Origin of the sequence: Hephaestia mangrovi, assembly GCF_019880555.1 — a bacterium.
Classification (GTDB): domain Bacteria; phylum Pseudomonadota; class Alphaproteobacteria; order Sphingomonadales; family Sphingomonadaceae; genus Sphingomonas; species Sphingomonas mangrovi.
This window is the reverse complement of record NZ_JAINVU010000001.1, coordinates 817074-839943: the sequence shown is the minus strand read 5'-3', so window position 1 is coordinate 839943 and position 22870 is coordinate 817074. Positions and strand designations below refer to the sequence as shown.

Genomic DNA, 22870 nt, shown 5'->3' with positions numbered 1-22870 from the left:
TCCTCAGGCCCGCGCCGACCATAACCACGCCGCCGCCGGGAAGTCGACGGCATCGCCGTGGCGATAGCGCGCGCAAACCGCGGCAATGGCATCGAGCGCGACGGCCCGCTGGGCGGGCGGCATCTCGCGCAGGATCGGCGCCATCGAGCCGATGCGCTGGAAATAGGCCAAGGAGTCGGCGACCGGATCGTCTCCCGCGCCGGTGCGGTGCAGATAATCGACCGCTTGCGCCTCGGCAGCGGACCAGCCGGCGCTGGCGAGAATGGTCGCGACGCGATCGCGATCGGCGAAGGCATAGGGGCCGGGCGCCGTGCCGCGCGGTTGCGGCGGCGAGCCGGTGACGGCGACGGCGACATCCTGTGTCCAGGCATTTTCGGCCGGGCTGCGGAAGCAGGTGAAGACCAGCCGCGCGCCGGGCGCCGCAGCGGCGTGGAACGCGGCAAAGGCAGCGACAGGATCGGCGAAGAACATCACGCCGTGGCGCGACACCATCAGGTCGATCGGCCGCCGGCGCGCGGCTGTGGCGAGGACATCGCCTTCGACGAATTCGAGATTGGCGAGACTCGCCGCGCGCTGACGCGCCACCGCGAGCAGCGCCGGCGAGAGATCGGCCCCGGTCACCGCGAGTTGGGGCCTCGCCCGGGCTAGAGCAAGGCTCGTCGATCCGGCGCCGCAGCCGATGTCGAGCGCGCGGCCGGCATCGGGCGCGGCGGCAGAGATCGCGGCATCGAGGCGAACGGCGAGATCGCCGAACGAGCGATCGGTGCGCTGCCACTCGGCAGCCCAGACATCGCCGACCCGCCCCGTCCAGTCTCGCGCCTCAGTCATTATCGTCTCCAGCCAAACCATGATCTCGCGTGCGCGGCGAATCGAGCGCAATGCGATGCGAAACGGAAGCGAAGTGGAGAAAGTGGAGAACGTCGCGCGCTTTCTCCACTTCGCCAAATAATGAAGGGCCCACCGTCGCCGGCAGGCCCTTCCATGCGTGCAGCGCCAGTGCGCCGCCTTGGGAGTTCGTGTCGCTCAGAGGTCATCCTCGGCATCGGGGCCGGTCATCATCTCCTCGGCGATGCCGTCGGTATGCTGGCGGATGGCCTTTTCGAGCCGCTCGGCCATTTCCGGATTTTCCTTGAGATAGGTCTTGGCGTTCTCGCGGCCCTGGCCGATGCGGACGCTGTCGTAGCTGAACCACGAGCCCGACTTTTCGACCAGGCCGGCCTTGACGCCGAGATCGAGAATCTCGCCGATCTTCGAAATGCCCTCGCCGTACATGATGTCGAATTCGACCTGCTTGAACGGCGGCGCGACCTTGTTCTTGACGACCTTCACGCGGGTCGAGTTGCCGATGATGTCGTCGCGATCCTTGATCTGGCCGGTGCGGCGGATGTCGAGGCGGACCGAAGCGTAGAATTTGAGCGCGTTGCCGCCGGTGGTCGTTTCCGGATTGCCGTACATCACGCCGATCTTCATGCGCAGCTGATTGATGAAGATCACCATGCACCGCGAGCGGCTGATCGAGCCGGTGAGCTTGCGCAGCGACTGCGACATCAGGCGCGCCTGCAGGCCGACATGGCTGTCGCCCATCTCGCCTTCGATTTCCGCGCGCGGCACCAACGCGGCCACCGAATCGACCACCAGCACATCAATCGCGTTCGAGCGCACCAGCGTGTCGGTGATTTCCAGCGCCTGCTCGCCGGTATCAGGCTGCGAGACGATCAGTTCGTCGATATCGACGCCCAGCTTCCTGGCATAGACCGGATCGAGCGCATGCTCGGCATCGACGAACGCCGCGGTGCCACCCGCTTTCTGGGCCTCGGCGATGACGTGCAGCGCCAGCGTCGTCTTGCCCGAGCTTTCCGGGCCATAAACCTCGATCACCCGGCCACGCGGCAGGCCGCCGACGCCGAGCGCGATATCGAGCCCGAGGCTGCCGGTCGAGATCGCCTCGACCTGCATTGTCTCCTTCTGGCCCAGCTTCATCGCCGAGCCCTTACCGAACGCGCGATCGATCTGCGCCAACGCGGCGTCGAGCGCCTTCTGCCTGTCCGAATTCGCTGTCGCCATATTGGTGTCGATGACCTTCAAGTTCGCTGCCATGGGGTGCTCCCGTCGCTAGAACAATCGCTGGATGCGTTCAACGTGAGACAGCGTGTATCGCATTTGTTCCGATAGAACAAGAGGGAAACATTAAGTGCGCGCGTCTTCCGGACATGGCGGGCTGCAAAGCATTTTCTGCGCCCATAGGCGTCGTCATGCTGAACCTGTTTCAGCATCCATGGAGCAAAGCCAGCCGAGGCATTTGACGCCGATGAAGCGCCATGGACCCTGAAACGAGTTCAGGGTGACGATGATTTTGGGGCGAATTTCGATTCCATGTCATCAGGGGACACGGCGATGCCTCCTTGTAGAGATCAACGCCCCCAAGGGCCCGCCGGCGGCCCGGTGCATCACTCGACTAGATCACTATTGACTACGCTCGTAATCGATGCGATCACAATCGTAGTCATAGGGAGGAGCCGAGTCGCATGGCCGAACGGATCAGCGAAGCCGAACATGCCGTGATGGAGGTGCTGTGGGACGAAAGCCCGCTCACCGCGCAGGAAGTCGCCGAGCGCATCGCGCCCGAGCGCGACTGGAGCGCCAACACCGTCAAGACGCTGCTCGGCCGCCTGATGGCCAAACAGGCGATCGGCGCCGAGGAAGACGGCCGCCGCTATCGCTATCGTCCGCTGATCGCCCGCGAAGGCTATGTCGTCGGCGAATCGCGCCGGCTGATCGATCGCCTGTTCGGCGGCCGCCTCGCGCCGCTGGTCGCCCATCTCGCCGAGCGTGACGAGCTGTCGGCCGACGACATCGCCGAGATCGAAACGCTGCTCAAGGAGCTCAAGCAATGATCGGCTGGGCAATCGAGACGCTGGTCGCGACGACGCTGCTGATGCTGCTGGTGCTGGCGCTGCGCGGCCCGGTGCGCCGCGCGTTCGGCGCCGGCGTCGCCTATCTGTTGTGGCTGCTGCCGGTGCTGCGCATGGCGCTGCCGCCGTTGCCGGCGAGCTGGCGCGAGAGCGGCGCCGTACCGCTTCCGGAAAGTTTCACCCCGATCGCCAGGGCGAGCGACACGATCACAGTGCTCGTGGTCAAGCCGCTCGGCCTCGGCGACGCCGCCGCGTCCGGTGCCCAGCATCCCTCGCTAGGTCTGGTGCTTGCCGCCCTGTGGGGCGTGGGCGCGGCGGCGTTCTTCCTGTGGCATTGGGTGGCGCACCTGCGTTTCTGCCGGCGGATGCTGGCCCGCGCCGTGCCATCGAACACCAGCGCGCCCGGCGTCGCGGTGATCGAAAGCGACGCCGCTGCCGGCCCGCTCGCTTTCGGGGTGGTGCGCCGCTACGTCGCCTTCCCGCGCGATTTCGCCGACCGCTATGATGCGGACGAACGCGATCTCGCGCTCGCCCATGAGCTCGGCCACCACGCCCGCGGCGACCTGCTCGCCAATTGGGCGGCGCTGGTCGTGCTCGCGATCCACTGGTTCAATCCGGTCGCCTGGCACGCCTTCCGCGCCTTTCGCGCCGATCAGGAGATGGCCAACGACGCCCGCGTGCTCAAGGGTCGCGACGCCGCTTTCCGCCACGCCTACGGCCGCGCGATCGTCAAGTCCGCGCATGGCGGCGCGATTTCGGCGGCGTGCCACCTGCACACCATTCACGCCCTGAAGGGGAGACTGAAGATGCTGTCCTCTGCCCGCAAATCGAAGTCCCGCGTGGTCGGCGGCGCCGCGATCGTCGGCACGCTGATCGTCACCGGCCTCGGCCTCACCGCATCAGGCACGCAGGCCGCCGAGGGGCTGCGCGTCAAGGTGAGCAAGACGATCGGCGTCGATCTGTCGCGCCCGGTGTCGATGGCGCTCGCCGCGCCGGCAGCATCGCCGAGGCCGCTCGCGATCGCAAATGCCGCGCCGCAGGACGATACCGCGCCGGTCGCCACCGTCGATCCCGACGTGCCCCCTGCCCCACCGGCGCCCGCTGCCGAGCCCGCGCCGGCGGCGATGCCCGCGATGGCGCGGCCGGTGCCCCCCGCCCCGCCCGTAGCGCCGATCGTCGACAGCAAGATGATCCAGGCCCAGGTCGATGCCGCGATGGCCGATATGCCCGAGGTCAGCTCGGCGAATTGCGGGCGCGCCGACGCCAAGCAAATGGTGATCCACGATCAGTCCGGCGGCAGGAACCGCATCATCATCTGCAACGATCGCATCGCGATGGTCGCCGCCAAGGCCAGCGGGATGGCGGTCAATTCGGCCGAGATCGAGCGCAACGCCTATCGCTCGGCGCTGGCCGGGCTGCAGACCGCGCGATCGAAGGTGATGAGCGACCAGCGCCTCGGCGCCGAGGAGCGTGACCAAGCACTGCGCTCGATCGACGAATCTATGAAGGAAATGCAGGACGACCTCGCCCACGCCGGCGGGGACGACTGAACGCGCCAGGGAGGGGAGCCGGGCCGGCCACCGCGACGCGATGCGCGGGGCCGGCCCTTTGCGTTCGGCGGAGCAACCTTGCCAATTCTCGCGCCAGCCGCCATCTCGCCGGAATGAGCGACTTTCCGACCGGCCAGCCGATCCAGCTCGAACCGCTCGTCGCCCGGGTGCTGGCCCCCAATCCGTCGCCCTACACCTTCAGCGGCACGCAGACCCACATCGTCGGCACCGAGGATCTGGCGGTGATCGATCCCGGGCCGGACGATCCCGCGCATCTCGCCGCGCTTATCGCCGCGATCGCCGGCCGCCCGGTGCGCGCGATCCTCATTACCCACACGCACCGCGACCACAGCCCGGCGAGCCGGCCGCTCCGGGCTGCGACCGGCGCAGCGGTGATCGGCTGCGCGCCGCTGGCGCTCGACGATCTCGGCCCGCGTGCCGATGCCGCGTTCGATCGCGACTATGCGCCCGATCGCATCCTCGCCGATGGCGATCAGATCGCCGGCGCCGGCTGGACGCTGACCGCGATCGCCACGCCCGGCCACACCTCGAACCACCTCGCCTTCGCGCTGGAGGAGACGCAGGCGCTGTTCACTGGCGATCATGTGATGGGCTGGTCGACCACGGTGATCTCGCCGCCCGACGGCGACATGGCCGATTATCTCGCCAGCCTCGCCAAGCTGATGCTGCGCGAGGACCGCGTCTATTATCCCGCGCACGGCGAGCGGATCGACAATCCGCGCCGCTTCGTACGCGGCCTGATCGGCCACCGCAAGCAGCGCGAGGGGCAGATCCTGCGGCTGCTCGATCGCGGCGTCGGCGATCTGCCGGCGATGGTGGAGCAGATGTATGCCGGGCTCGATCCGCGGTTGAAGGGCGCCGCCGAGCGATCGGTGCTGGCGCATCTCATCGATCTTGAACGCCGCGGGCAGGCGCGACAGGAGGCGGACGCATGGACCGCCGCCTGAGCCGCGATCCGGTGCGCTGGCTGATCGCGCTGGCGGCAGCGGCGATCGTCGTCGCGGCGGGCGTGTTCGTCTATGGCCGCGTTACCGAGCGCTATGTCGAGACGCCGTCGGAGGGCGGCGGGCCGGGCGTCAGCCAGATCGTGAGCGCGAAGCTGACCGGCATGGGCCGGCTGGAAGTCGCGCAGCTTTCGGGCATCGTCCAGGCGACCGCGTCGGACATCCGCGGGTTCGGCTGGCTGCGCTCCGACCAGGTGATCAAGATGCCCTATTCGGTCGGCTATTATGTCGATCTGTCAAAAGTCGGCGCGAAGGATCTGACCTGGGATGCCGATGCGCGCACGCTGGTCGTCGATGCGCCAGAGGTGACGGTCGCCGAACCCAATACCGACGAAGGGCGCCGCACGCTGGTCAAGACCTCGGGCCTATTCGTCACGCGCGCGGCGGGCGAGGCGCTCAGCCGGCGCACCTCGCTTCATGCCGAGGCGGTGGCGGCACGCGAGGCCAGGTCGCCCGAGCGGATGGCGCAGGCGCGCGAGCACGCCCGCCGCGCAATCGCCGAGCTGATGGCCAAGCCGCTCGCCGCCGCCGGTTTCGGCAACGCGCGCATCATCGTCACCTTCCCGCCCGATCGCGTCGACCATCGGCAATGGGACGTCACCAGGCCGATCCCCGAGGTGCTAGCCAATTCGACCAGTTGAGCCTCACCCCGCAATCGGATAGAAATCCGATCGCAAAACGGGCGCATCGGACAGTCTTTTCCCTGGGGGATGCGTCATGGCCACAGCAGCACCGTCGCGCCTGCATCCGGTCGTTCGCGATCGGTTGTTCTTTTTCGTCATGGCTTTGATCATCGCGGCGACCGCGGTCAGCGGCTTCGCTTTTCAGCTTGCGATGGGCCGCTCGACGTTCCATTCGCCGTGGTGGGTGCATGTCCATGGCCTCACCTTCATGGGTTGGCTGGGCATCTATGTGACGCAAAACTGGCTCGTTTGGCGCGGCGACGTGATCGATCACCAGCGGCTCGGGCGGATCGCCGCCGTTTATGTCGGCTGGGTGGTGCTGGTCGGCGCCAGCGTCAACACGCTCTCGGCCCTCAACCACCGGCTGCCACCATTCACGACGCCGAATATCTTCCTGACGATGGATTGGATCATCGTCGCCGTTTTCGCCGGCCTGACCTGGGCGGCAGTCAAGTTGCGCGGCAACAGCGACTGGCATCGCCGCCTGATGTTGTGCGGCGCGGTCCAGGTGATGGTGCCAGGCATCGGACGCCTGCTGCCGCTGCCGCTGCTCGGCGATTGGCTGCTATGGGTGATATGGGCGGCGCTGTTGCCGTTTACCGCAGCGGCGCTGATCTACGATCTGCGCACTCGCGGCAGGATCCACCCGGCTTATTATTGGGGCTTCGGCGCGATCCTGCTGGGCGTCGCGCTGACCCGCCCGATAGCCTTTTCGCCACCCTTGCTAGCACTGACGCATTATCTGACGGCTTGATCGCGCGCCTCCGCAAGGCCATGTCAGCCCCAACAACGGGAGCACGATCATGGACGCGCGGAACGGCATTGGCGGCAACCTGGCAGGCCTCGACCTTCGGGCCGAGATCGATCGCTTGCGCAAGGAGCGCAACGCCGTGATCCTGGCGCATTATTATCAAAAGCCCGAGTTGCAGGATCTTGCCGATTTCGTTGGCGACAGCCTCGATCTCTCGCGCAAGGCGCAGGCCACGGATGCCGAGGTGATCGCGTTTTGCGGCGTGCGCTTCATGGCCGAGACGGCCAAGATCCTGTCGCCCGAAAAGACCGTGGTGCTGCCCGACATGGACGCCGGCTGCAGCCTTGAGGATTCGTGCCCGCCCGAACAGTTCGCGGCATTCCGCGCGCAGCATCCGAACGCGATCGCGCTGACCTATATCAACTGTTCCGCCGCGGTGAAGGCGCTCAGCGACGTGATCGTCACCTCATCGTCGGCCGAGAAGATTCTCGCCCAGATTCCCGCCAGCCAGCCGGTGATCTTCGGGCCTGACCGCAACCTTGGCGGCTATCTTGCGCGCAAGACCGGGCGCGACCTGATCCTGTGGCCGGGCGTGTGCATCGTCCACGAGGCGTTCAGCGAAACCGAGTTGCTGAAACTCAAGGCCGAGCATCCCGGCGCGCCGATCGCCGCGCACCCCGAATGCCCGGCGGTGATCCTCGACCATGCCGATTATGTCGGCTCGACCAGCGGCATCCTGGCCTATGCCAACGAGATGGCGGGCGACACGCTGATCGTCGCCACCGAGCCGCACATCATCCATCAGATGGAAAAGGCGATGCCGGGCAAGACCTTCATCGGCGCGCCCGGCGCCGACGGCAATTGCAACTGCAACATCTGCCCGTACATGGCGCTCAACACGATGGAAAAGCTCTACGTCGCGCTGCGCGATCTCGAGCCGCGCATCGAGATCGAGGAAGACCTGCGCCTCAAGGCCAAGAAAAGCCTCGACGCGATGCTGGCGATGGCCAGCGGCACCGTCGGCATGGGTGATGTCGGCCCGCTCAAGGTGACGGGCGATTGACGATCGCGACGATAGCGACGGGCGGCGTTAGCGAGCCGGCGCGATGAGCCGCTGGCAATGGGTGGTGCGGCTGCTCGCACGGCGCATGTGGTTTCGCGCCGCGCTGTTCTGCCTGTTCGCGGTCGTCCTCGCGCTGGCCGGCGCGCTGATCGGCCATGCCATCTCCTATCAGTTCGCCGCCAGGATCGGCGCCAAGTCGGTCGATCATATCCTAAACGTGCTCGCGTCGAGCATGCTTGCGGTGACGACGTTCTCGCTCACTGCGATGGTTTCGGCCTATTCCGCCGCGACCAGCAACATCACGCCGCGCGCAGTGCAATTGCTGATCGACGACACCACCGCGCAAAACGCGCTGGCGACTTTCCTCGGCAGCTTCCTGTTCGCGATCGTCGGCATCATCGCGCTGTCGACCGGCGCCTACGGCGATACCGGCCGTGTGATCCTCTATATCGGCACGATCGTGGTGATCGTGGTGATCGTCGTCACTTTCCTGCGCTGGATCGAGCATATCGCGCGCTTCGGCCGCGTCTCCGATACGATCGACCGGGTCGAGAAAGCGGCGACCGGGGCGACCGGCACGATGGCGCAGCCGCCGCTGTTCGGCACCCGCGCGTCGCCGTCGATGCCCGACGGCGCGACAATGGTGCATCATGAGAAGATCGGCCGCGTGACGCATATCGATGTCACCGCGCTGGGCGAGCTGGCCGAAGACATCGGCGTCGCGGTGAACGTGCTCGCGCTACCGGGCTCGCGGGTCGATCCCGCCCGCCCGGTGGGCTGGACGGCGACGAGCCTCGACGATGCGCAGCAACGCCGTTTCCGCAACGCCTTCACGCTGGCGCACGGCCGCGCGTTCGATCAGGATCCGCGCTTCGGCCTCGTCGTCCTCTCCGAAATCGCCTCGCGCGCGCTGTCGCCCGCGGTCAACGATCCGGGCACCGCGATCCGCGTGCTCGAATCGGGCACCCGCGTCCTCTCCGCAATCATCGAGCATGACGCCGATGACGACGCCTTGCCCGACGGCGTCACCCTTCCCCCGGTCACTTTTGCCGAATTGCTCACCGACCTCTATCGCCCGATCGCGCGCGACGGCGCGGCGATGATCGAGGTCGCGATCGGGCTACAGAAGTCGCTCGCCGCAGTTGCCGCGATCACGCCGGCCGCCCGGCCCGAATGCCGGCGCGAGGCGGCCGACGCCCATGCCCGCGCGCAGGAGGCCCTGTCGAGCGCCGCCGACCGCACTGCGCTCGAGCGCGTGTATCACCGCTATTGGACCGCCGATTAGCCGCGAACCTGCAGCGATCGCAACGGCTCTACCGCCGCTTCTTCCCGACGTTGAGCGCCACCGCTTCGCGGACCAGCGTCTTGAACGCATCCGGATCGACGGCATCGCCTTCGCGGATGTCGATCGCCCGGCGCGTGCCACCGCCGAAGCCGGCGTTGAACACGCCGCCCGGGTCGTCCAGCGCCGCGCCCTGCATGAAGGTGAGCTTCACATAAGCCTTGTAGACCTCGCCGGTGCAGATGATCCCGGCATGTTCCCAGATCGGCACGCCCGAGGGGTTTGACGGCTTGACCCATTTCACCGTCTCCACCACCTCGGGATCGGCTTCGCGGATCAAGGCGCGCATTCGCGCCAGCGCGGCGCCGCGCCAGTCGCCGAGCGCGGCCAGCTTGGCATCGATCCGCGCCGATGCGCTTTCCTGATCGCTCATGCGCCCTCCTGGACGATCTTCCAGCCATTGCCCGACGGATCGCGGAAATTGGCGTCAACATTGCCGTAGCGCGCGACCGGCTCCTGCGTGAACTCAACGCCCTTGTCGCGCAGGCGGTCATAAGTCGCGCGGCAATCGTCGACCGCCATCACCAGCGGCGGCATCGCGCCCTTCGCCACCAGCTCGTTGAGCGTTTGCGCGGTCACCGCGTCATGCACCGGCGGCTGCGGCCGGAACAGGCCGAGCTGGAAGCCCGGCTGCTCGGGATGCTGCACCGTCAGCCAGCGATAATCGCCGTTGCGTTGATCGGTGTGGACCTTGAATCCGAGTTTGCCGACGTAGAATTCATAGGCCTCGTCCTGATCGCGGACATAAAGGCCAACCACTTGAATCGCTTCGCTCATAAGGGCTCCATCGCTTGAGACCCGGGCACCTTATTGTCGCGATCCTGCCGCCGCTTCTCCGAAACTGCGATGTTGAGATCGGGCCGGTTTGCCGCGTTCAGATAGCAGGCCGGCACGCGATCGAACCCCTGCGTCAGGCTACGCTCGCGGGTGCGGAACGCGCTGGGGCTCTCGTCCGTCACATCGCGAAAGGTGCGCCCGAAGGTGCCGAGGCTGTTCCAGCCGGTGTCGAAGGCGATCTCGGTAACCGGCCGATCGGTATCGCGCAGCAGCGCCTTGGCCCGCTCGATCCGCCGGGTGAGCAGATAGCGGTGCGGCGGCAAGCCGAAGGCCTGGCGAAACGCATGCGCGAAATGGGTCACGGAAACGCCCGATACCGCCGCCAGCCGGCTCACCGGCCAATCCTCGTGCGAGGCGGCATCGATCCGATCCTTCGCCCGCAACAGGCGGCGCAGCAGACGCGGGTCCTGCCCGGTCGGGATCGGCGTTGCCGGCGCGGATTGTCCGGTCGTCATGCGCTGGTCACCTCAATCTTGAGCTCGCCTCAAAGCATCGTCATGCCGAACGTGTTCAATATTCATGGCGCAAATGTCGCGTCACGCAAGGCACCATGGGCCCTGAAACAAGCTAAGGGTGACGATCCTTATACGATAGCCCCTAGCGCGCGGCGCAGGACAATCAGGGCGGGCTTCAGCGCTCCTCGAACCGGCGGATGCCTGCGCCCAGCTTGTTGTCGGCGATGGTGAGGGCATCACCGCCGAGATCGGCGACGAACACCGGGTTGCGATCGATGCCGGGCGCCAGGCTCGCGGTATTGCCGCGGATCGCAAGGCCGTTCGAGGAGAATTTCTTGCCCTCGGCGGCGATGGTGATGAACGCCGACCAATTCTCCTTGTCCTTGCCCTGGACGAAGGTGTTGCCGGTGATCGTGCCGGTGCCGCCATTGGGCAGGTCGATCATGTAATTGGTCTTGTGGCCGTGGCTGTCGTCGAAACTGTTGTCGGCGATCGTCAGCTTCGGCGTGCGCAGCTTGACGTAATGCCCGCCCTGCCCGCGTTCGAACCGCGAATTGGTAACGGTGACGCTGCCGTCGGTCGCCAGATAGATCGAATGCGCGCAATCATAGGCCGCATCGCAGGTGCCGTCGCCCGAGAAGGTCGAATGGTCGATCGCGACCCGGGCGCCGCCCTGTTCGTTGCCGAGGATACCTTCCTGGCTATCGAGGAACATCGCGTTCTTTACGGTAAGGTCGCCATTCTCGATGCGGATGCCGGCGCCATTGCCGTCGCGCACCGCCATGTTGCGGAAGACGATGCCGTCGACGATCGACGCATTGCCGCGCAGCACCAGCGCCGCCTTGCCTTCGCAAGCGGTGCCGTCGAACACCACCTTGCCGGGGATTGCCGCCTGGAAGGTGACGCGACCGTCCTGCTGCACCGCGCACTGGCGATAGCTGCCGGGGGCGATGGTGATCGTCGCCGTGCCGCCGCCAACGGCGTTAACGGCATCCTGCAGCGACGCAAAGCCGCGTCCATCGACGGTGAACGCCCCGCTCTGTGCAGCAGCGGGGGTGGCGAGAAGCAAAGCGGCGAGAAGCGGTGGCGAGCGCATGGCAGTTTCCTTTCGGATCATCGCTGCCGCCTAGCGCCGGCCGGGAAAAGCCGAATTGAAGGTTAATCGCGTGCTTTGCCGGGACAAATGGTTGCCGAGGCGGGGTTTCGTCCCGGAATGGAGCGGCTCAGACGTTGAGCAGAATGAGATAGAGGCTCGAGGCGACGATCCACGTGCCGCCCAGCGTCTTCAGCCGCTTCGCGCCGAGCCACATCGCCACCGGCCGCGCCCAATAGCCGCCGAGCAGTGCGCCGGGCGCGGCAAGCGCGATCACCTCCCACACCACGTTCCCCTCGACGATATGGAACGGCGCGCCGACCAGGCACGATACCGCCGAAACCACCACCGCGGTTCCCGCGCACAATGTCAGCGGGTAATGACGGATGAACAGATAGAGGGCGACGAGTTCGCCGAGGCCGACCGAAAACAGCGCCGTCACAAAGCCGCCGACCAGACCGATCACCGCCAGCGCCGCGAAGTCCAGACCATGGACGTGCGCGAGCTGCGGCCGCGTCCGGTTCACCGTCCAGGTGGTGACGATCACCGCGATGCCGAGCATCAGCGAAAACCCCTTGAACGCCAGCAGCACGTCGTGCGGATCGAAATGCGTCGCCCATTGCGTCGCCAGCAGCACCGGCAACGCGCAACCGAGCACCAGCGCGATCACCCGCCAGAAGTCGTGGACAGTGGATTCGCGAAGTGCCGGCGGCGCGTCGTGCAGCCCCTTGGCCCAGCGCAACCCACCCATGCTCATGCCGAAACACTGGATCAGGAAGGCTGCCGCGACGACCTGGGTACGGTCGAGCGTCATCACGCCCATTCCTCGCAAGGCGTTGAACACGGGGATGAAAACCACCCCGCCGCCGGTCCCCGACGTATTGGCGATCGTCGCGCCGATAACGCCGATGCCGGGCAGGAACCACAAGCGTTCGAGCAGGGCCGGCGACAGCGGCGCCAGCAACCAGATCAGGACGTAGGCAAGCGCTAGCAGGCCGGCACCGATTGCAAACAGCCGTCTGCTCACCCCAACCCCCAAATCGAGCCGAGTCCGCTCGATAGCGGTTTCCGATCGGTGGCCGAAGCGTTTTCGTCAGTCCAGATTGGGCCTGAGCCAGCGTTTCGCCTGATCCTCGGCCACCCCACGCCGCGCGGCATAGTCGCTCACCTGGTCCTCGCCGATTCGCGCCACGCCGAAATAATCGGCCTGCGGGTGTCCGAAATAGAAGCCGGAGACCGCCGCGGTCGGCAGCATCGCAAAACTCTCGGTCAGGGTGATCCCGGTCGCCTCGCCGGCCTTCAGCAGGTCGAACAGCATCGGTTTCAGGCTGTGGTCGGGGCAGGCCGGATAGCCCGGCGCCGGGCGGATGCCGCGATATTGCTCCCTGATCAGCGCCTCGTTGGTCAGTTGCTCGCCCTCGGCATAGCCCCAGAGCGTCGTGCGCACATGCTGGTGCAGCCGTTCGGCGAATGCCTCGGCGAAGCGATCCGCCAGCGCCTTGAGCAGGATGTCCGAATAATCGTCATGGTTCGCCCGGAACCGCGCCGAATGATCGTCGATCCCGTGGATGCCGACCGCGAAGCCGCCGATCCAGTCGTCCTCGGTCACGAAATCGGCAAGGCACATGTTCGCCCGCCCCTCTCGCTTGGCGATCTGCTGGCGCAGGAACGGCATGCGCGTTTCGCCGCCTGCCCCGATCAGCACGTCGTCGCCCTCGCGCCGCGCCGGCCACAGCGCGGCGACGCCCTTCGCTGTCAGCCACTTCTCGGCGATCACGCGATCGAGCATTTTCTGCGCGTCTTCGAACAGGTTGCGCGCGCTTTCTCCCACCACGTCGTCATCGAGGATCGCCGGATAGGTGCCCGCCAGCTCCCAGGCGCGGAAGAACGGCGTCCAGTCGATATAGTCGCGCAGTTCGGCGAGGTCCCAGTCCTCGAACACATGGCGCCCCGGCTGTTTCGGCGCCGGCGGCTTGAGCGCGGGGTCGATCGTGAACCCCCGCTCGCGCGCGGTCTCGATCGGCAGCAGCGCGCTCTGCCCCTTGCCCTCGCGCTTGGCGCGGATGTCGGCATATTCCTCGGCGGTCTTGCCGACGAAGCCATCGCGCTGCGTGTCGCTGACCAAGGTCGAAGCGACGCCGACCGCGCGGCTGGCGTCGAGCACATGCACCACCGGCCCATCATATGCCGGCGCGATCTTCAGCGCGGTGTGGACCTTCGAGGTGGTGGCGCCGCCGATCAGCAGCGGCATGGTGAGCCCGCCCCGCTTCATCTCCTCGGCGACCGTGACCATCTCGTCGAGTGACGGCGTGATCAGGCCCGACAGCCCGATCATGTCGGCATCATTGTCGTTGGCGCTTTTCAGGATGTCCGACCACGGCACCATGACGCCGAGATCGACCACCTCGAAGCCGTTGCACTGCAGGACGACGCCGACGATGTTCTTGCCGATATCATGGACGTCGCCCTTCACGGTCGCCATCACGATCTTGCCCTTGCCGCGCGCGCCGGGGGCCTTCTCGGCCTCGATGAACGGCAGCAGATGCGCGACGGCCTTCTTCATGACGCGAGCGCTTTTAACGACTTGCGGCAGGAACATCTTGCCCGATCCGAACAGGTCGCCGACGACATTCATGCCGTCCATCAGCGGCCCTTCGATCACCTCGATCGGGCGACCGCCGGCCTCGGCGATTCGCTGCCGCGCTTCCTCGGTGTCATCGACGATATGCGCGTCGATGCCCTTGACCAGCGCATGTTCGAGCCGCTTCTTGACCTCCCAGCCGCGCCATTCGGCCGCCTGCTTCTCCGCCGCCGGGTCGCTGCCGCGATACTTCTCCGCCAGCGCGACCAGCCGCTCGCCCGCTTCCGGATCGCGGTTGAGGATCACGTCCTCGCACGCCTGGCGCAGTTCGGGATCGATGTCGTCGTAAATGTCGAGTTGGCCGGCATTGACGATCGCCATGTCCAGCCCGGCGGGGATCGCGTGATAGAGAAATACCGAGTGCATCGCGCGACGCACCGTCTCGTTGCCGCGGAAACTGAACGACAGGTTCGAAAGCCCGCCCGAGAAATGGACGTGCGGGCAGCGCTTCTTGATCTCCTTCACCGCCTCGATGAAGTCGACCGCGTAATTGTTATGCTCCTCGATCCCCGTCGCCACCGCGAAAATGTTGGCGTCGAAGATGATGTCCTCGGGCGGGAAGCCGATGCCGGTCAGCAGGGTATAGGCGCGTTCGCAAATCTCGACCTTGCGCGCCTCGGTGTCCGCCTGCCCGACCTCGTCGAAGGCCATCACCACCACCGCGGCGCCGTACGCCATGCACTTGCGCGCTTCGGCGAGGAATTTCTCCTCGCCCTCCTTCATGCTGATCGAATTGACGATCGGCTTGCCCGAGACGCATTTCAGACCGGCCTCGATCACCGACCATTTCGAGCTGTCGATCATCACCGGCACGCGGGCGATATCGGGCTCGGCGGCGATCAGCTTCAGGAACGTGGTCATTGCCTGTTCGGAATCGAGCAGGCCTTCGTCCATGTTGACGTCGATCACCTGCGCGCCGTTCTCGACCTGGCTGCGCGCGACCTCGACGGCGGCGGCATAGTCGCCCGCCATGATCAGCTTCTTGAAGCGCGCGGAGCCTGTAACGTTGGTACGCTCGCCGATATTGACGAAGGAGGAGGAAGCGTTGGTGGTCATTTTACTCTCTGATCCTCCCCGCTCGCGGGGAGGGGGACCATGCGGAGCATGGTGGAGGGGGCTCTCCTAAATTCGGTTTAGCTAGTGGAGAGCCCCCTCCACCCCGCCCTTCGGGCGCGGTCCCCCTCCCCATTGCATGGGGAGGATCGGATCACGCCGCCATGATCATCGGTTCCAGCCCGGCGAGCCGGGTGCGGCGCTCGGGCGTCGCCAGCGCGCGCGGTGGCAGGCCGTCGACCGCCTTGGCGATCGCCGCGATATGGTCCGGCGTCGAGCCGCAGCAGCCGCCGAGCACGTTGACCTGCCCCGCGTCCGCCCAATCCTTGACCAGCCCGGCGGTCGTTTCCGGCATCTCGTCATATTCGCCGAGTTCGTTGGGCAGCCCGGCGTTGGGATAGACCATAATGAGCGTATCGGCGATCTGAGACAATGTGCGAACATGTGGCCGCAACTGTTCGGCGCCGAACGAACAATTGAGCCCCACCGTCAAGGGCCGCGCATGCCGCACGGCGTGCCAGAACGCCTCGACCGTGTGGCCGGAGAGGTTGCGCCCGGAAAGGTCGGTCAGCGTCATCGACAGCATGATCGGCACGTCACGGCCCAACGCCTCGCCGGCTTCGAGCGCCGCCATGATCCCCGCCTTGGCATTGAGCGTGTCGAACACCGTCTCGATCAGGATGAAGTCCGCCCCGCCTTCGATCAGCGCGTCGGCCTGCTCGCGATACACATGCTTCAGATAATCGAAGTCGATCTCGCGAAAGCCCGGATCCTCGACATCGGGGGACAGCGACAGCGTCTTGTTGGTCGGCCCGATCGCGCCGGCGACAAAGCGCGGCCGCCCGTCCCTGGCCGCAAATTCGTCCGCCACCTTGCGCGCCAGCCGCGCGCTCTCGACGTTGATCTCGCGCACCAGCCCTTCCGCGCCGTAATCGGCCTGGCTGATGCGGTTGGCCGAGAAAGTGTTGGTCTCGGCGATATCCGCCCCCGCCTCGAAATAGGCGCGGTGGATGCTCTCGGGCACTTCCGGCTTGGTCAGCGCGAGGATGTCGTTATTGCCCTTCTGGTCCTTGGTCAGCCCCAGATCGCCGGCATAATCGGCCTCGGCCAGCTTCCAGCGCTGGATTTCGGTGCCGAACGCGCCGTCGGTCACCAGAATGCGTTTAGCCGCCTCGGCATTGAATTGATCGCGTACAGTCATCGTCATGTCCTTCAGGCCGCCGCGCTCTGCGCCGCCGATTTCGCCCGAAGCCCGAGCAGGTGGCAGATCGCAAAGCTGAGCTCCGCCCGGTTCAATGTGTAGAAATGGAATTCGCGCACCCCGCCGGCATAGAGCTTGCGGCACATTTCCGCCGCCACCGTCGCCGCGACGAGCTGGCGCGCGCCGGGATGATCGTCGAGGCCTTCGAACAATCGGTCCATCCACGCCGGGATCGCCGCGCCGCACATCCCGGCAAACTTGCGCGTCTGCGCGACGTTGGAAACCGGCAGGATGCCCGGCACCAGCTCCGCGGTAATCCCCGCTGCGGCCGCGGCATCGCGAAACCGGAAGAAGGCTTCGGGCGCGAAGAAGAATTGCGTGATCGCCCGCGTCGCGCCGGCATCGATCTTGCGCTTGAGATTATCGAGATCGGCCTGCACGTCCGTCGAATCGGGATGGCATTCGGGATAAGCGGCGACCGAAATCTCGAACGGATGCAGCTTCTTCAGTCCCGCCACCAGCGCCGCGGCATTTTCATAGCCGCCCGGATGCGGCACGAACCGCGCGCCTTCGCTCGGCGGATCGCCACGAAGGGCGACGATATGCCGCACGCCGGCCGCCCAATATTCCTCCGCGACCGCATCGATCTCCTCGCGCGTCGCCTCGACGCACGTCAGGTGTGCGGCGGCGGCGAGCGGCGTCTCGCGCTGGATGCGCGCCACCGTGGCGTGAGTCCGCTCGCGGGTCGAGCCGCCGGCGCCATAGGTCACCGACACGAAACGCGGGCCGAGCGGCGCCAACGCCTCGATCGATTGCCACAAGGTGGCTTCCATCTTCTCGGTCTTGGGCGGGAAGAATTCGAACGACACCTGCGCGTCGCCGGCGAGATCGGCGAACAGCGGCGCATCAAGCGCGCGACGAGCCTCTTCGAGCTGCGAAACACTCAGCGTCATGCCGCCTTCACCTCCTTGGTCAGCCCCTCGCCCCCGCGCTGATCAATCCGGCGCGCGAGCCACAATTTCACCGTCAGTTCGCCCCCCTCCAATGTCTCGGTCCTGACCGGCAGCAAGCTCGCCGCCTCGAACCAGCCGACGATCTGCTCGTCGGAAAAGCCCAGCCGCGCATGCGCGTCGCGGGTCCGCAATTCCTCAACGTCATGCGGCGCGAAATCGGCGATCAGAAGCCGCCCGCCGGGCATCAGCACACGCGCCGCCTCGCGGATCGCGGCTCCCGGCTGCTGCGCGAAATGGAGCACATGGTGGATGATCGCCAGGTCCGCCTCGCCGTCGCCGAGCGGCAGCGCATAGAGATCGGCCTGGCGCAATTCGGCATGCGTCAGGCCGCGCTCGGCGAGCTTGACCCGCGCCAGCCGCAGCATTTCCGAGCTGCGATCGATGCCCAGCGCATTTTCGGCATGGCCGGCGAACAGCTCGAGCATGCGCCCGGTGCCGGTGCCGATATCGATCAACCGCTCGACCGGCGCATCGCCCAGCGCCGCCTTCATGGCTGCCTCGACCTGCTCCTCGGCGATATGAAGCGAGCGGATCGCATCCCATTCGCCGGCATGTTGGGCGAACCAGCTCTGCGCCGCCGCCGCGCGATCCGCACGCACCGCCGCCAGCCGCGCCGCATCGGCGACCGCCCAGTGATCGGGCTCGATCGCCGCCCATGCCTCGAGCGCGGCGACCACGGGCGCGACCCGATCATCCGCGCCGGGGGCGACGAATACCCAACTGCCTTCCTTGCGCCGCTCGGCAAGCCCGGCATCGCACAGGATCTTCACGTGACGCGACACGCGCGGCTGGCTTTGCCCCAGCACCTGCGCCAGCTCGCCCACCGACAATTCCATCGAGCGCAGCAACGCGAGAATGCGCAGCCGCGTCGAATCCGCCAGCGCGCGGAAGATGTCGAGAGCGATCGTCATGACGGAAAGAGATATAAAGATATCTTTATATGTCGTCAACGCAGCAATGGCGTTGCGTTGGCGGGCGCGCTTCGATAGCCCTCGGATCGTTCACGGGCCATCCATCGCAAGAAAGGAACTTGGAAAAGATGACCAAGCTCGCATTGATCGCTGCCGCCGGGCTCGCCGTGGCCGGCCTTTCCGCGTGCAGCCAGAAGGCGCAGGACGAGACGTCCGAAGCCGCCAACACCACCGCCGCCGACATGGACGCGACGACCAGCGCCGCGGTCAACGATGTCGATGCCGCGACCGACAATGCGCTCGGCGCCGCCGCCAATTCGATGGACGCTGCCGGCAACAGCCTTGATAACGCCGCCGCCGATGTCGGCAATGGCTTCGATGCCGCCGGCAACGATATCGACGCCGATTGAACCGGTCGCAAGGCTGCGGATCAAAAGCGCGAGGGCCGCGTTGGCATTTCAACGCGGCCCTTCGTTCTTGCTGGGGGATTTCATCGATGCGCCTGCTGTTGCTGACGCCGCTCGTCCTGCTCGCCGCGTGCGGGCAAAAGGCCGACGATCCCGGCCTCGGTGGGTTCAGCCATAGCGAGGCGAGCCAGCTCAACGATGCGGCCGCGATGCTCGATGCCAACAGCGTCACGGCCGCGGCCGTGACCAACACCGATCAGGAGCCCGGCCAATGACCGCCAAACGCCGTCTCGGCGCCACCGATTTCGAAACCGTGCCGCTGGTGCTCGGCGGCAACGTGTTCGGCTGGACCGCCGACAAGGCGACGAGCTTCACGCTGCTCGATCGCTTTGTCGAGCGTGGCGGCGCGATGATCGATACCGCCGATGTCTATTCGGCCTGGGTAGACGGCCACCGGGGCGGCGAATCCGAAAGCGTGATCGGCGAATGGCTGCGGCAATCGGGCAAGCGCGATCAGGTCATCATCGCCACCAAGGTCGGCATGCTGCCCGGCGAAGGCGGCGAGAAGCTGGCGCCCGCGCGCATCGCCGCCGCCTGCGAGGCTTCGCTGAAGCGGCTCGGCACCGATCGCATCGACGTCTATTTCGCGCATCAGGACGATGAGAATACGCCGCAGGATGCGGTGCTCGACGCCTTCGGCAAGCTGATCGAGGCGGGCAAGGTCGGCGTGATCGGCGCGTCGAACTTCCACGCCGCGCGGCTGAAATCGGCGCTCGACATCGCGCGCGACAGTGGGCTGCCGCATTATCACGTGCTCGAACCCGAATATAATCTCGTCAGCCGCACAAAATTCGAGGGCGAGTTGCAGGATCTGTGCGTCGAGCGCAATATCGCGGTGACGCCATATTACGGCCTCGCCTCGGGCTTTCTCACCGGCAAATATCGGTCGAAGGACGACCTCGGCAAGAGCGTGCGCGGCGGCCGGATCGGCGATCTGATCGCGCACAAGATGGGGGTGATCGACGCGATGGACGCGGTGGCCGCGGAAACCGGCGCCACGCTGGCGCAGATCGCGCTGGCCTGGCTCGCCGCGCAACCCGGGGTCACCGCGCCGATCGCCAGCGCCACCAGCCTCGACCAGCTCGACGACATCATGGGCGCGATCGATCTCGACTTGTCGCGCGACCAGCTTGACAGGCTGACCGCCGCGGGCGCCTGACGCACGATTGTTGCAGTTATGCGACACCCTTGATGCAAATCGTTGCGTCTGGGCGGCACGATGCTTGAAGCCCGTTACCCCGGCCCATCATATCCTGGAGATGACCGCGCGAGAACAGCGCGGCATCTGGAAGGATGTCTGAGCTTTTTCAGTGGGGATCAACCCCACGCCGGGAGCTTGCGCTTGCGCAGGTTGCCAAGGGATAAAGGGTTTCTGACGATGATGACACGCACTCTTCTGCTCGGTGGTGCCGCGCTCACCGCGCTGATAGCGGTTCCCGCCGCGGCACAGACCGACACGACGGCCGCTTCCCAGGACCAGGCCAGCGCCAGCGAGACGAACGGCGCGGACATCATCGTTACGGGCACGCGCGCCGCCGGCCGCACCCGGCTCGACAGCGTGTCGCCGGTCGATGTCCTGTCGCAGGCCGCGCTGCAGCACCAGGGCACCACCGAAGCTGCCGCCGCGCTCGCCAACGTCGCGCCGTCGATCGATTTCCCGCGCCCGGCGGTGACCGACGCGACCGACGCGATCCGCCCGGCGACGCTGCGCGGCCTTTCGCCCGACCAGACTTTGGTGCTGATCAACAGCGTGCGCGCGCACCCCTCGGCACTGCTCAACATCAACAGCTCGGTCGGGCGCGGTGCCGCCGCGGTCGATCTCAACACGATCCCCACCGCCGCACTCGAATCGATCGAGGTGCTGCGCGACGGCGCCTCGGCGCTGTACGGATCGGACGCGATCGCCGGCGTCGTCAACCTGCGCCTGCGCCAGCAGCGCAGCGGCGGCGGCGCCAGCGTCACCTTCGGCGGCTATGATACCAATGTCGATACGCTCTATTCGCCGCGCCACGTCGTCGATGGCGGCACCACCACCGCATCGGTGTGGCAGAATGTCGCAATCGGCAACAACGGCGGCTACCTCGACGTCACCGGCGAGTTCGTCAATCGCAACCCGACCAGCCGCGGCGACGTCGACAGCCGCGACGATCCCGCCGTGGTCCGCTCGCGCTACGGCGATCCCGACGTCAACCAATATACCGGCTATGCCAATCTCGGTGTGCCGATCGGCGATTCGGGCTGGCAGGTGGTCGGCTGGGGCGGCTACCAATATCGCCGCTCGCAATCGGCGGCGTTCCCGCGCAACCCGAGCAACGCCAACAATGTGCCGGAAATCTATCCCAACGGCTTCCTGCCGATCATCCAGACCAAGTCGCGCGACCTGACTGCCGCCGGTGGCATCAAGGGCGCGATCGGCGGGTGGGATACCAGCCTGATTGCGTCATACGGCAAGAACAAGATCGACTTTGCGACGCTGCATACGCTTAACCACGCTTACGGCGCGGATTCGCCGACGCGCTTTTACGACGGCGCAATGTCTTACGATCAGTTCGTCACCAATCTCGATCTCAGCCACGATTACGCACTTGGCGGCGGCGATCTGACGGTCGCGGCCGGTGCCGAATATCGCCGCGAGGGCTACAAGATCACCCCCGGTGAGCTCGGTTCCTACGATCAGGGCGGCGCGCAGGGCTTCGGCGGCTTCAGCCCGGATAATGCGGTCAACCATCACCGCGACAATGTCAGCGGCTATCTCGATCTCGAGGGCAAGTTCGGGCCGCTCAGCATCGGCGCGGCAGGCCGGCTCGAACATTATTCTGATTTCGGCACCACCGCCAATGGCAAGCTCTCCGCGCGCTGGGACATCACCCCCAGCTTCGCGCTGCGCGGCGGCATCCAGACCGGATTCCGCGCGCCCTCGCTTCAACAGGAATATTTCACGTCGGTCTCATCGGTCATCACTGACGGCAATGTGATCCTGACCGGCACACTGCCCTCCGTCAGCGACAACGCCCGGATACTCGGCGGCAAGCCGCTCAAACCGGAGAAGTCGACCAATTATTCGGCAGGCTTCGTTTTCCACCAAGGGCCGTTCAACATCACTGTCGATGGGTATGAAATCGATATCCGCGACGGCCTAGCCTTGTCCGAGAGCATCGGTCACGGTTTCAGTGATGCAGTCGATGCCCTGCTTGACGAAGCCAATGTCGGGGCGGCGCGCTTCTTCCTCAACGGCGTGAAGACCCGCACGCGCGGTGTTGACGTGGTCGCCAATTACAAACTGGCGACGCCGGCTGCCGGTACGTTCAACTTCACCGTGGCGGGCAATTACAACGACCTCAAGGTGCTCAAGGTGCCCCAGACGACCTCGGCGCTCGATCCGGCGCCGCCGCTGGTCAGCCGCCAGCGCATCGTCTCGCTGGAAGACGGCACGCCGGCGACCAAGGTGACAGGCACGATCGACTGGTCGCTGAAGCCGGTCGGCTTCACGCTGCGCGGCACCTATTATGGAGATGTCAACGAACCCGGCACCTCCGAAGATAGGGACATCCACACCGGCAAGAAATTCATCACCGATATCGAAGCGCGGTTCGACGTCGCCGACCAGTTCCACTTCGGGCTGGGCGTCGACAACGTGTTCGACGTCTATCCCGATCGCACGCCCGCCAACCTGCTGAGCTCGACCGGGGTAGTTTCCTATCCCTTCTACTCGCCGTTCGGCTTCAACGGGCGGTATCTCTACGCCAAGGTCGGCGTCGACTGGTAAGCATTTGTATTTGAGAGCGGAGCCAGCCCGCTCCCCCACCCGGCCGCCCATAGGATAATCGCATTAGGTGGCCGGGTGGGGCGCGGGCTGGCTCCGCCAGAATGCGT

General features: G+C 66.1%; 22 protein-coding genes. 11 read left to right on the top strand and 11 right to left on the bottom strand.

The genetic code is table 11. The annotated features are described in order from the left end of the window. Positions 1-3 precede the first annotated feature (3 nt). Positions 4-828, bottom strand: a complete 825-nt coding sequence (locus K7G81_RS04005; RefSeq protein WP_223029420.1) for a class I SAM-dependent methyltransferase — start codon at positions 826-828, stop codon at positions 4-6. Positions 829-1023: 195 nt separating this feature from the next. Further along, positions 1024-2097: a recombinase RecA gene (gene recA / locus K7G81_RS04000; RefSeq protein WP_223029419.1), complete on the bottom strand. Its 1074-nt coding sequence runs from the start codon at positions 2095-2097 to the stop codon at positions 1024-1026. A 428-nt stretch (positions 2098-2525) separates the two neighbouring features. On the opposite strand from recA, the gene K7G81_RS03995 reads away from it, so the two are divergent. The 7 genes from K7G81_RS03995 (at position 2526) to K7G81_RS03965 (ending at position 9269) form a co-directional block, all read left to right on the top strand. Continuing rightward, a complete protein-coding gene (locus K7G81_RS03995) occupies positions 2526-2894 on the top strand; it encodes a BlaI/MecI/CopY family transcriptional regulator (RefSeq protein ID WP_223029418.1) in 369 nt (122 codons plus the stop codon). Next, positions 2891-4462 (top strand): M56 family metallopeptidase, encoded by a 1572-nt coding sequence (locus K7G81_RS03990; protein WP_223029417.1) that lies wholly within the window; start codon positions 2891-2893, stop codon positions 4460-4462. Before K7G81_RS03995 ends, K7G81_RS03990 begins: the two co-directional genes overlap by 4 nt. A 113-nt stretch (positions 4463-4575) precedes the next feature. Beyond that, positions 4576-5430 carry an MBL fold metallo-hydrolase gene (locus K7G81_RS03985; protein WP_223029416.1) on the top strand — a complete coding sequence of 285 codons (855 nt, stop codon included), beginning with the start codon at positions 4576-4578 and terminating at the stop codon, positions 5428-5430. After that, positions 5415-6128 (top strand): DUF4230 domain-containing protein, encoded by a 714-nt coding sequence (locus K7G81_RS03980; protein WP_223029415.1) that lies wholly within the window; start codon positions 5415-5417, stop codon positions 6126-6128. The genes K7G81_RS03985 and K7G81_RS03980 overlap by 16 nt, the downstream gene beginning before the upstream one ends. A gap of 76 nt (positions 6129-6204) precedes the next feature. Then, complete coding sequence (locus tag K7G81_RS03975; RefSeq protein WP_223029414.1) at positions 6205-6924, top strand: hypothetical protein; 720 nt, start codon at positions 6205-6207, stop codon at positions 6922-6924. Between the two features lie 49 nt (positions 6925-6973). Next, positions 6974-7984 (top strand): quinolinate synthase NadA, encoded by a 1011-nt coding sequence (gene nadA / locus K7G81_RS03970; protein WP_223029413.1) that lies wholly within the window; start codon positions 6974-6976, stop codon positions 7982-7984. Positions 7985-8027: 43 nt separating this feature from the next. Further along, the gene (locus K7G81_RS03965) at positions 8028-9269 is read left to right on the top strand and encodes a DUF2254 domain-containing protein (RefSeq protein WP_255586529.1); all 1242 of its coding nucleotides are present in this window, start codon (positions 8028-8030) and stop codon (positions 9267-9269) included. A 28-nt stretch (positions 9270-9297) separates the two neighbouring features. Here K7G81_RS03965 and K7G81_RS03960 read toward each other — a convergent pair whose 3' ends face one another. From K7G81_RS03960 to K7G81_RS03920, 9 genes are all read right to left on the bottom strand, one after another. Further along, positions 9298-9699 (bottom strand): DUF1801 domain-containing protein, encoded by a 402-nt coding sequence (locus tag K7G81_RS03960; RefSeq protein ID WP_223029412.1) that lies wholly within the window; start codon positions 9697-9699, stop codon positions 9298-9300. After that, on the bottom strand, positions 9696-10103 hold the full coding sequence (locus tag K7G81_RS03955) for a VOC family protein (protein ID WP_223029411.1): 408 nt from the start codon (positions 10101-10103) through the stop codon (positions 9696-9698). The genes K7G81_RS03960 and K7G81_RS03955 overlap by 4 nt, the downstream gene beginning before the upstream one ends. Beyond that, on the bottom strand, positions 10100-10618 hold the full coding sequence (locus K7G81_RS03950; RefSeq protein WP_223029410.1) for a helix-turn-helix transcriptional regulator: 519 nt from the start codon (positions 10616-10618) through the stop codon (positions 10100-10102). Before K7G81_RS03950 ends, K7G81_RS03955 begins: the two co-directional genes overlap by 4 nt. Before the next feature lie 175 nt (positions 10619-10793). Further along, a complete protein-coding gene (locus K7G81_RS03945; protein ID WP_223029409.1) occupies positions 10794-11714 on the bottom strand; it encodes a right-handed parallel beta-helix repeat-containing protein in 921 nt (306 codons plus the stop codon). 127 nt (positions 11715-11841) lie between these two features. After that, on the bottom strand, positions 11842-12738 hold the full coding sequence (locus tag K7G81_RS03940) for a sulfite exporter TauE/SafE family protein (RefSeq protein ID WP_223029408.1): 897 nt from the start codon (positions 12736-12738) through the stop codon (positions 11842-11844). 66 nt (positions 12739-12804) lie between these two features. Continuing rightward, a complete protein-coding gene (metH, locus tag K7G81_RS03935) occupies positions 12805-15408 on the bottom strand; it encodes a methionine synthase (RefSeq protein WP_223029407.1) in 2604 nt (867 codons plus the stop codon). 151 nt (positions 15409-15559) lie between these two features. Next, on the bottom strand, positions 15560-16606 hold the full coding sequence (locus tag K7G81_RS03930) for a homocysteine S-methyltransferase family protein (protein ID WP_223029406.1): 1047 nt from the start codon (positions 16604-16606) through the stop codon (positions 15560-15562). A gap of 11 nt (positions 16607-16617) precedes the next feature. Then, the gene (metF, locus tag K7G81_RS03925; RefSeq protein WP_223029405.1) at positions 16618-17559 is read right to left on the bottom strand and encodes a methylenetetrahydrofolate reductase; all 942 of its coding nucleotides are present in this window, start codon (positions 17557-17559) and stop codon (positions 16618-16620) included. Beyond that, positions 17556-18530 (bottom strand): ArsR/SmtB family transcription factor, encoded by a 975-nt coding sequence (locus K7G81_RS03920; protein WP_223029404.1) that lies wholly within the window; start codon positions 18528-18530, stop codon positions 17556-17558. Before K7G81_RS03920 ends, metF begins: the two co-directional genes overlap by 4 nt. Before the next feature lie 128 nt (positions 18531-18658). On the opposite strand from K7G81_RS03920, the gene K7G81_RS03915 reads away from it, so the two are divergent. The 4 genes from K7G81_RS03915 to K7G81_RS03900 all read left to right on the top strand — a co-directional run bounded on the left by K7G81_RS03915 (position 18659) and on the right by K7G81_RS03900 (position 22763). Beyond that, entirely contained in the window at positions 18659-18940 is a 282-nt protein-coding gene (locus tag K7G81_RS03915; RefSeq protein ID WP_223029403.1) for a hypothetical protein, read from the top strand. An 86-nt stretch (positions 18941-19026) separates the two neighbouring features. Continuing rightward, entirely contained in the window at positions 19027-19212 is a 186-nt protein-coding gene (locus tag K7G81_RS03910) for a hypothetical protein (RefSeq protein WP_223029402.1), read from the top strand. After that, on the top strand, positions 19209-20156 hold the full coding sequence (locus K7G81_RS03905) for an aldo/keto reductase (protein ID WP_223029401.1): 948 nt from the start codon (positions 19209-19211) through the stop codon (positions 20154-20156). Before K7G81_RS03910 ends, K7G81_RS03905 begins: the two co-directional genes overlap by 4 nt. A gap of 219 nt (positions 20157-20375) precedes the next feature. Continuing rightward, a complete protein-coding gene (locus K7G81_RS03900; protein ID WP_223029400.1) occupies positions 20376-22763 on the top strand; it encodes a TonB-dependent receptor plug domain-containing protein in 2388 nt (795 codons plus the stop codon). The last annotated feature ends 107 nt before the right edge of the window (positions 22764-22870 follow it).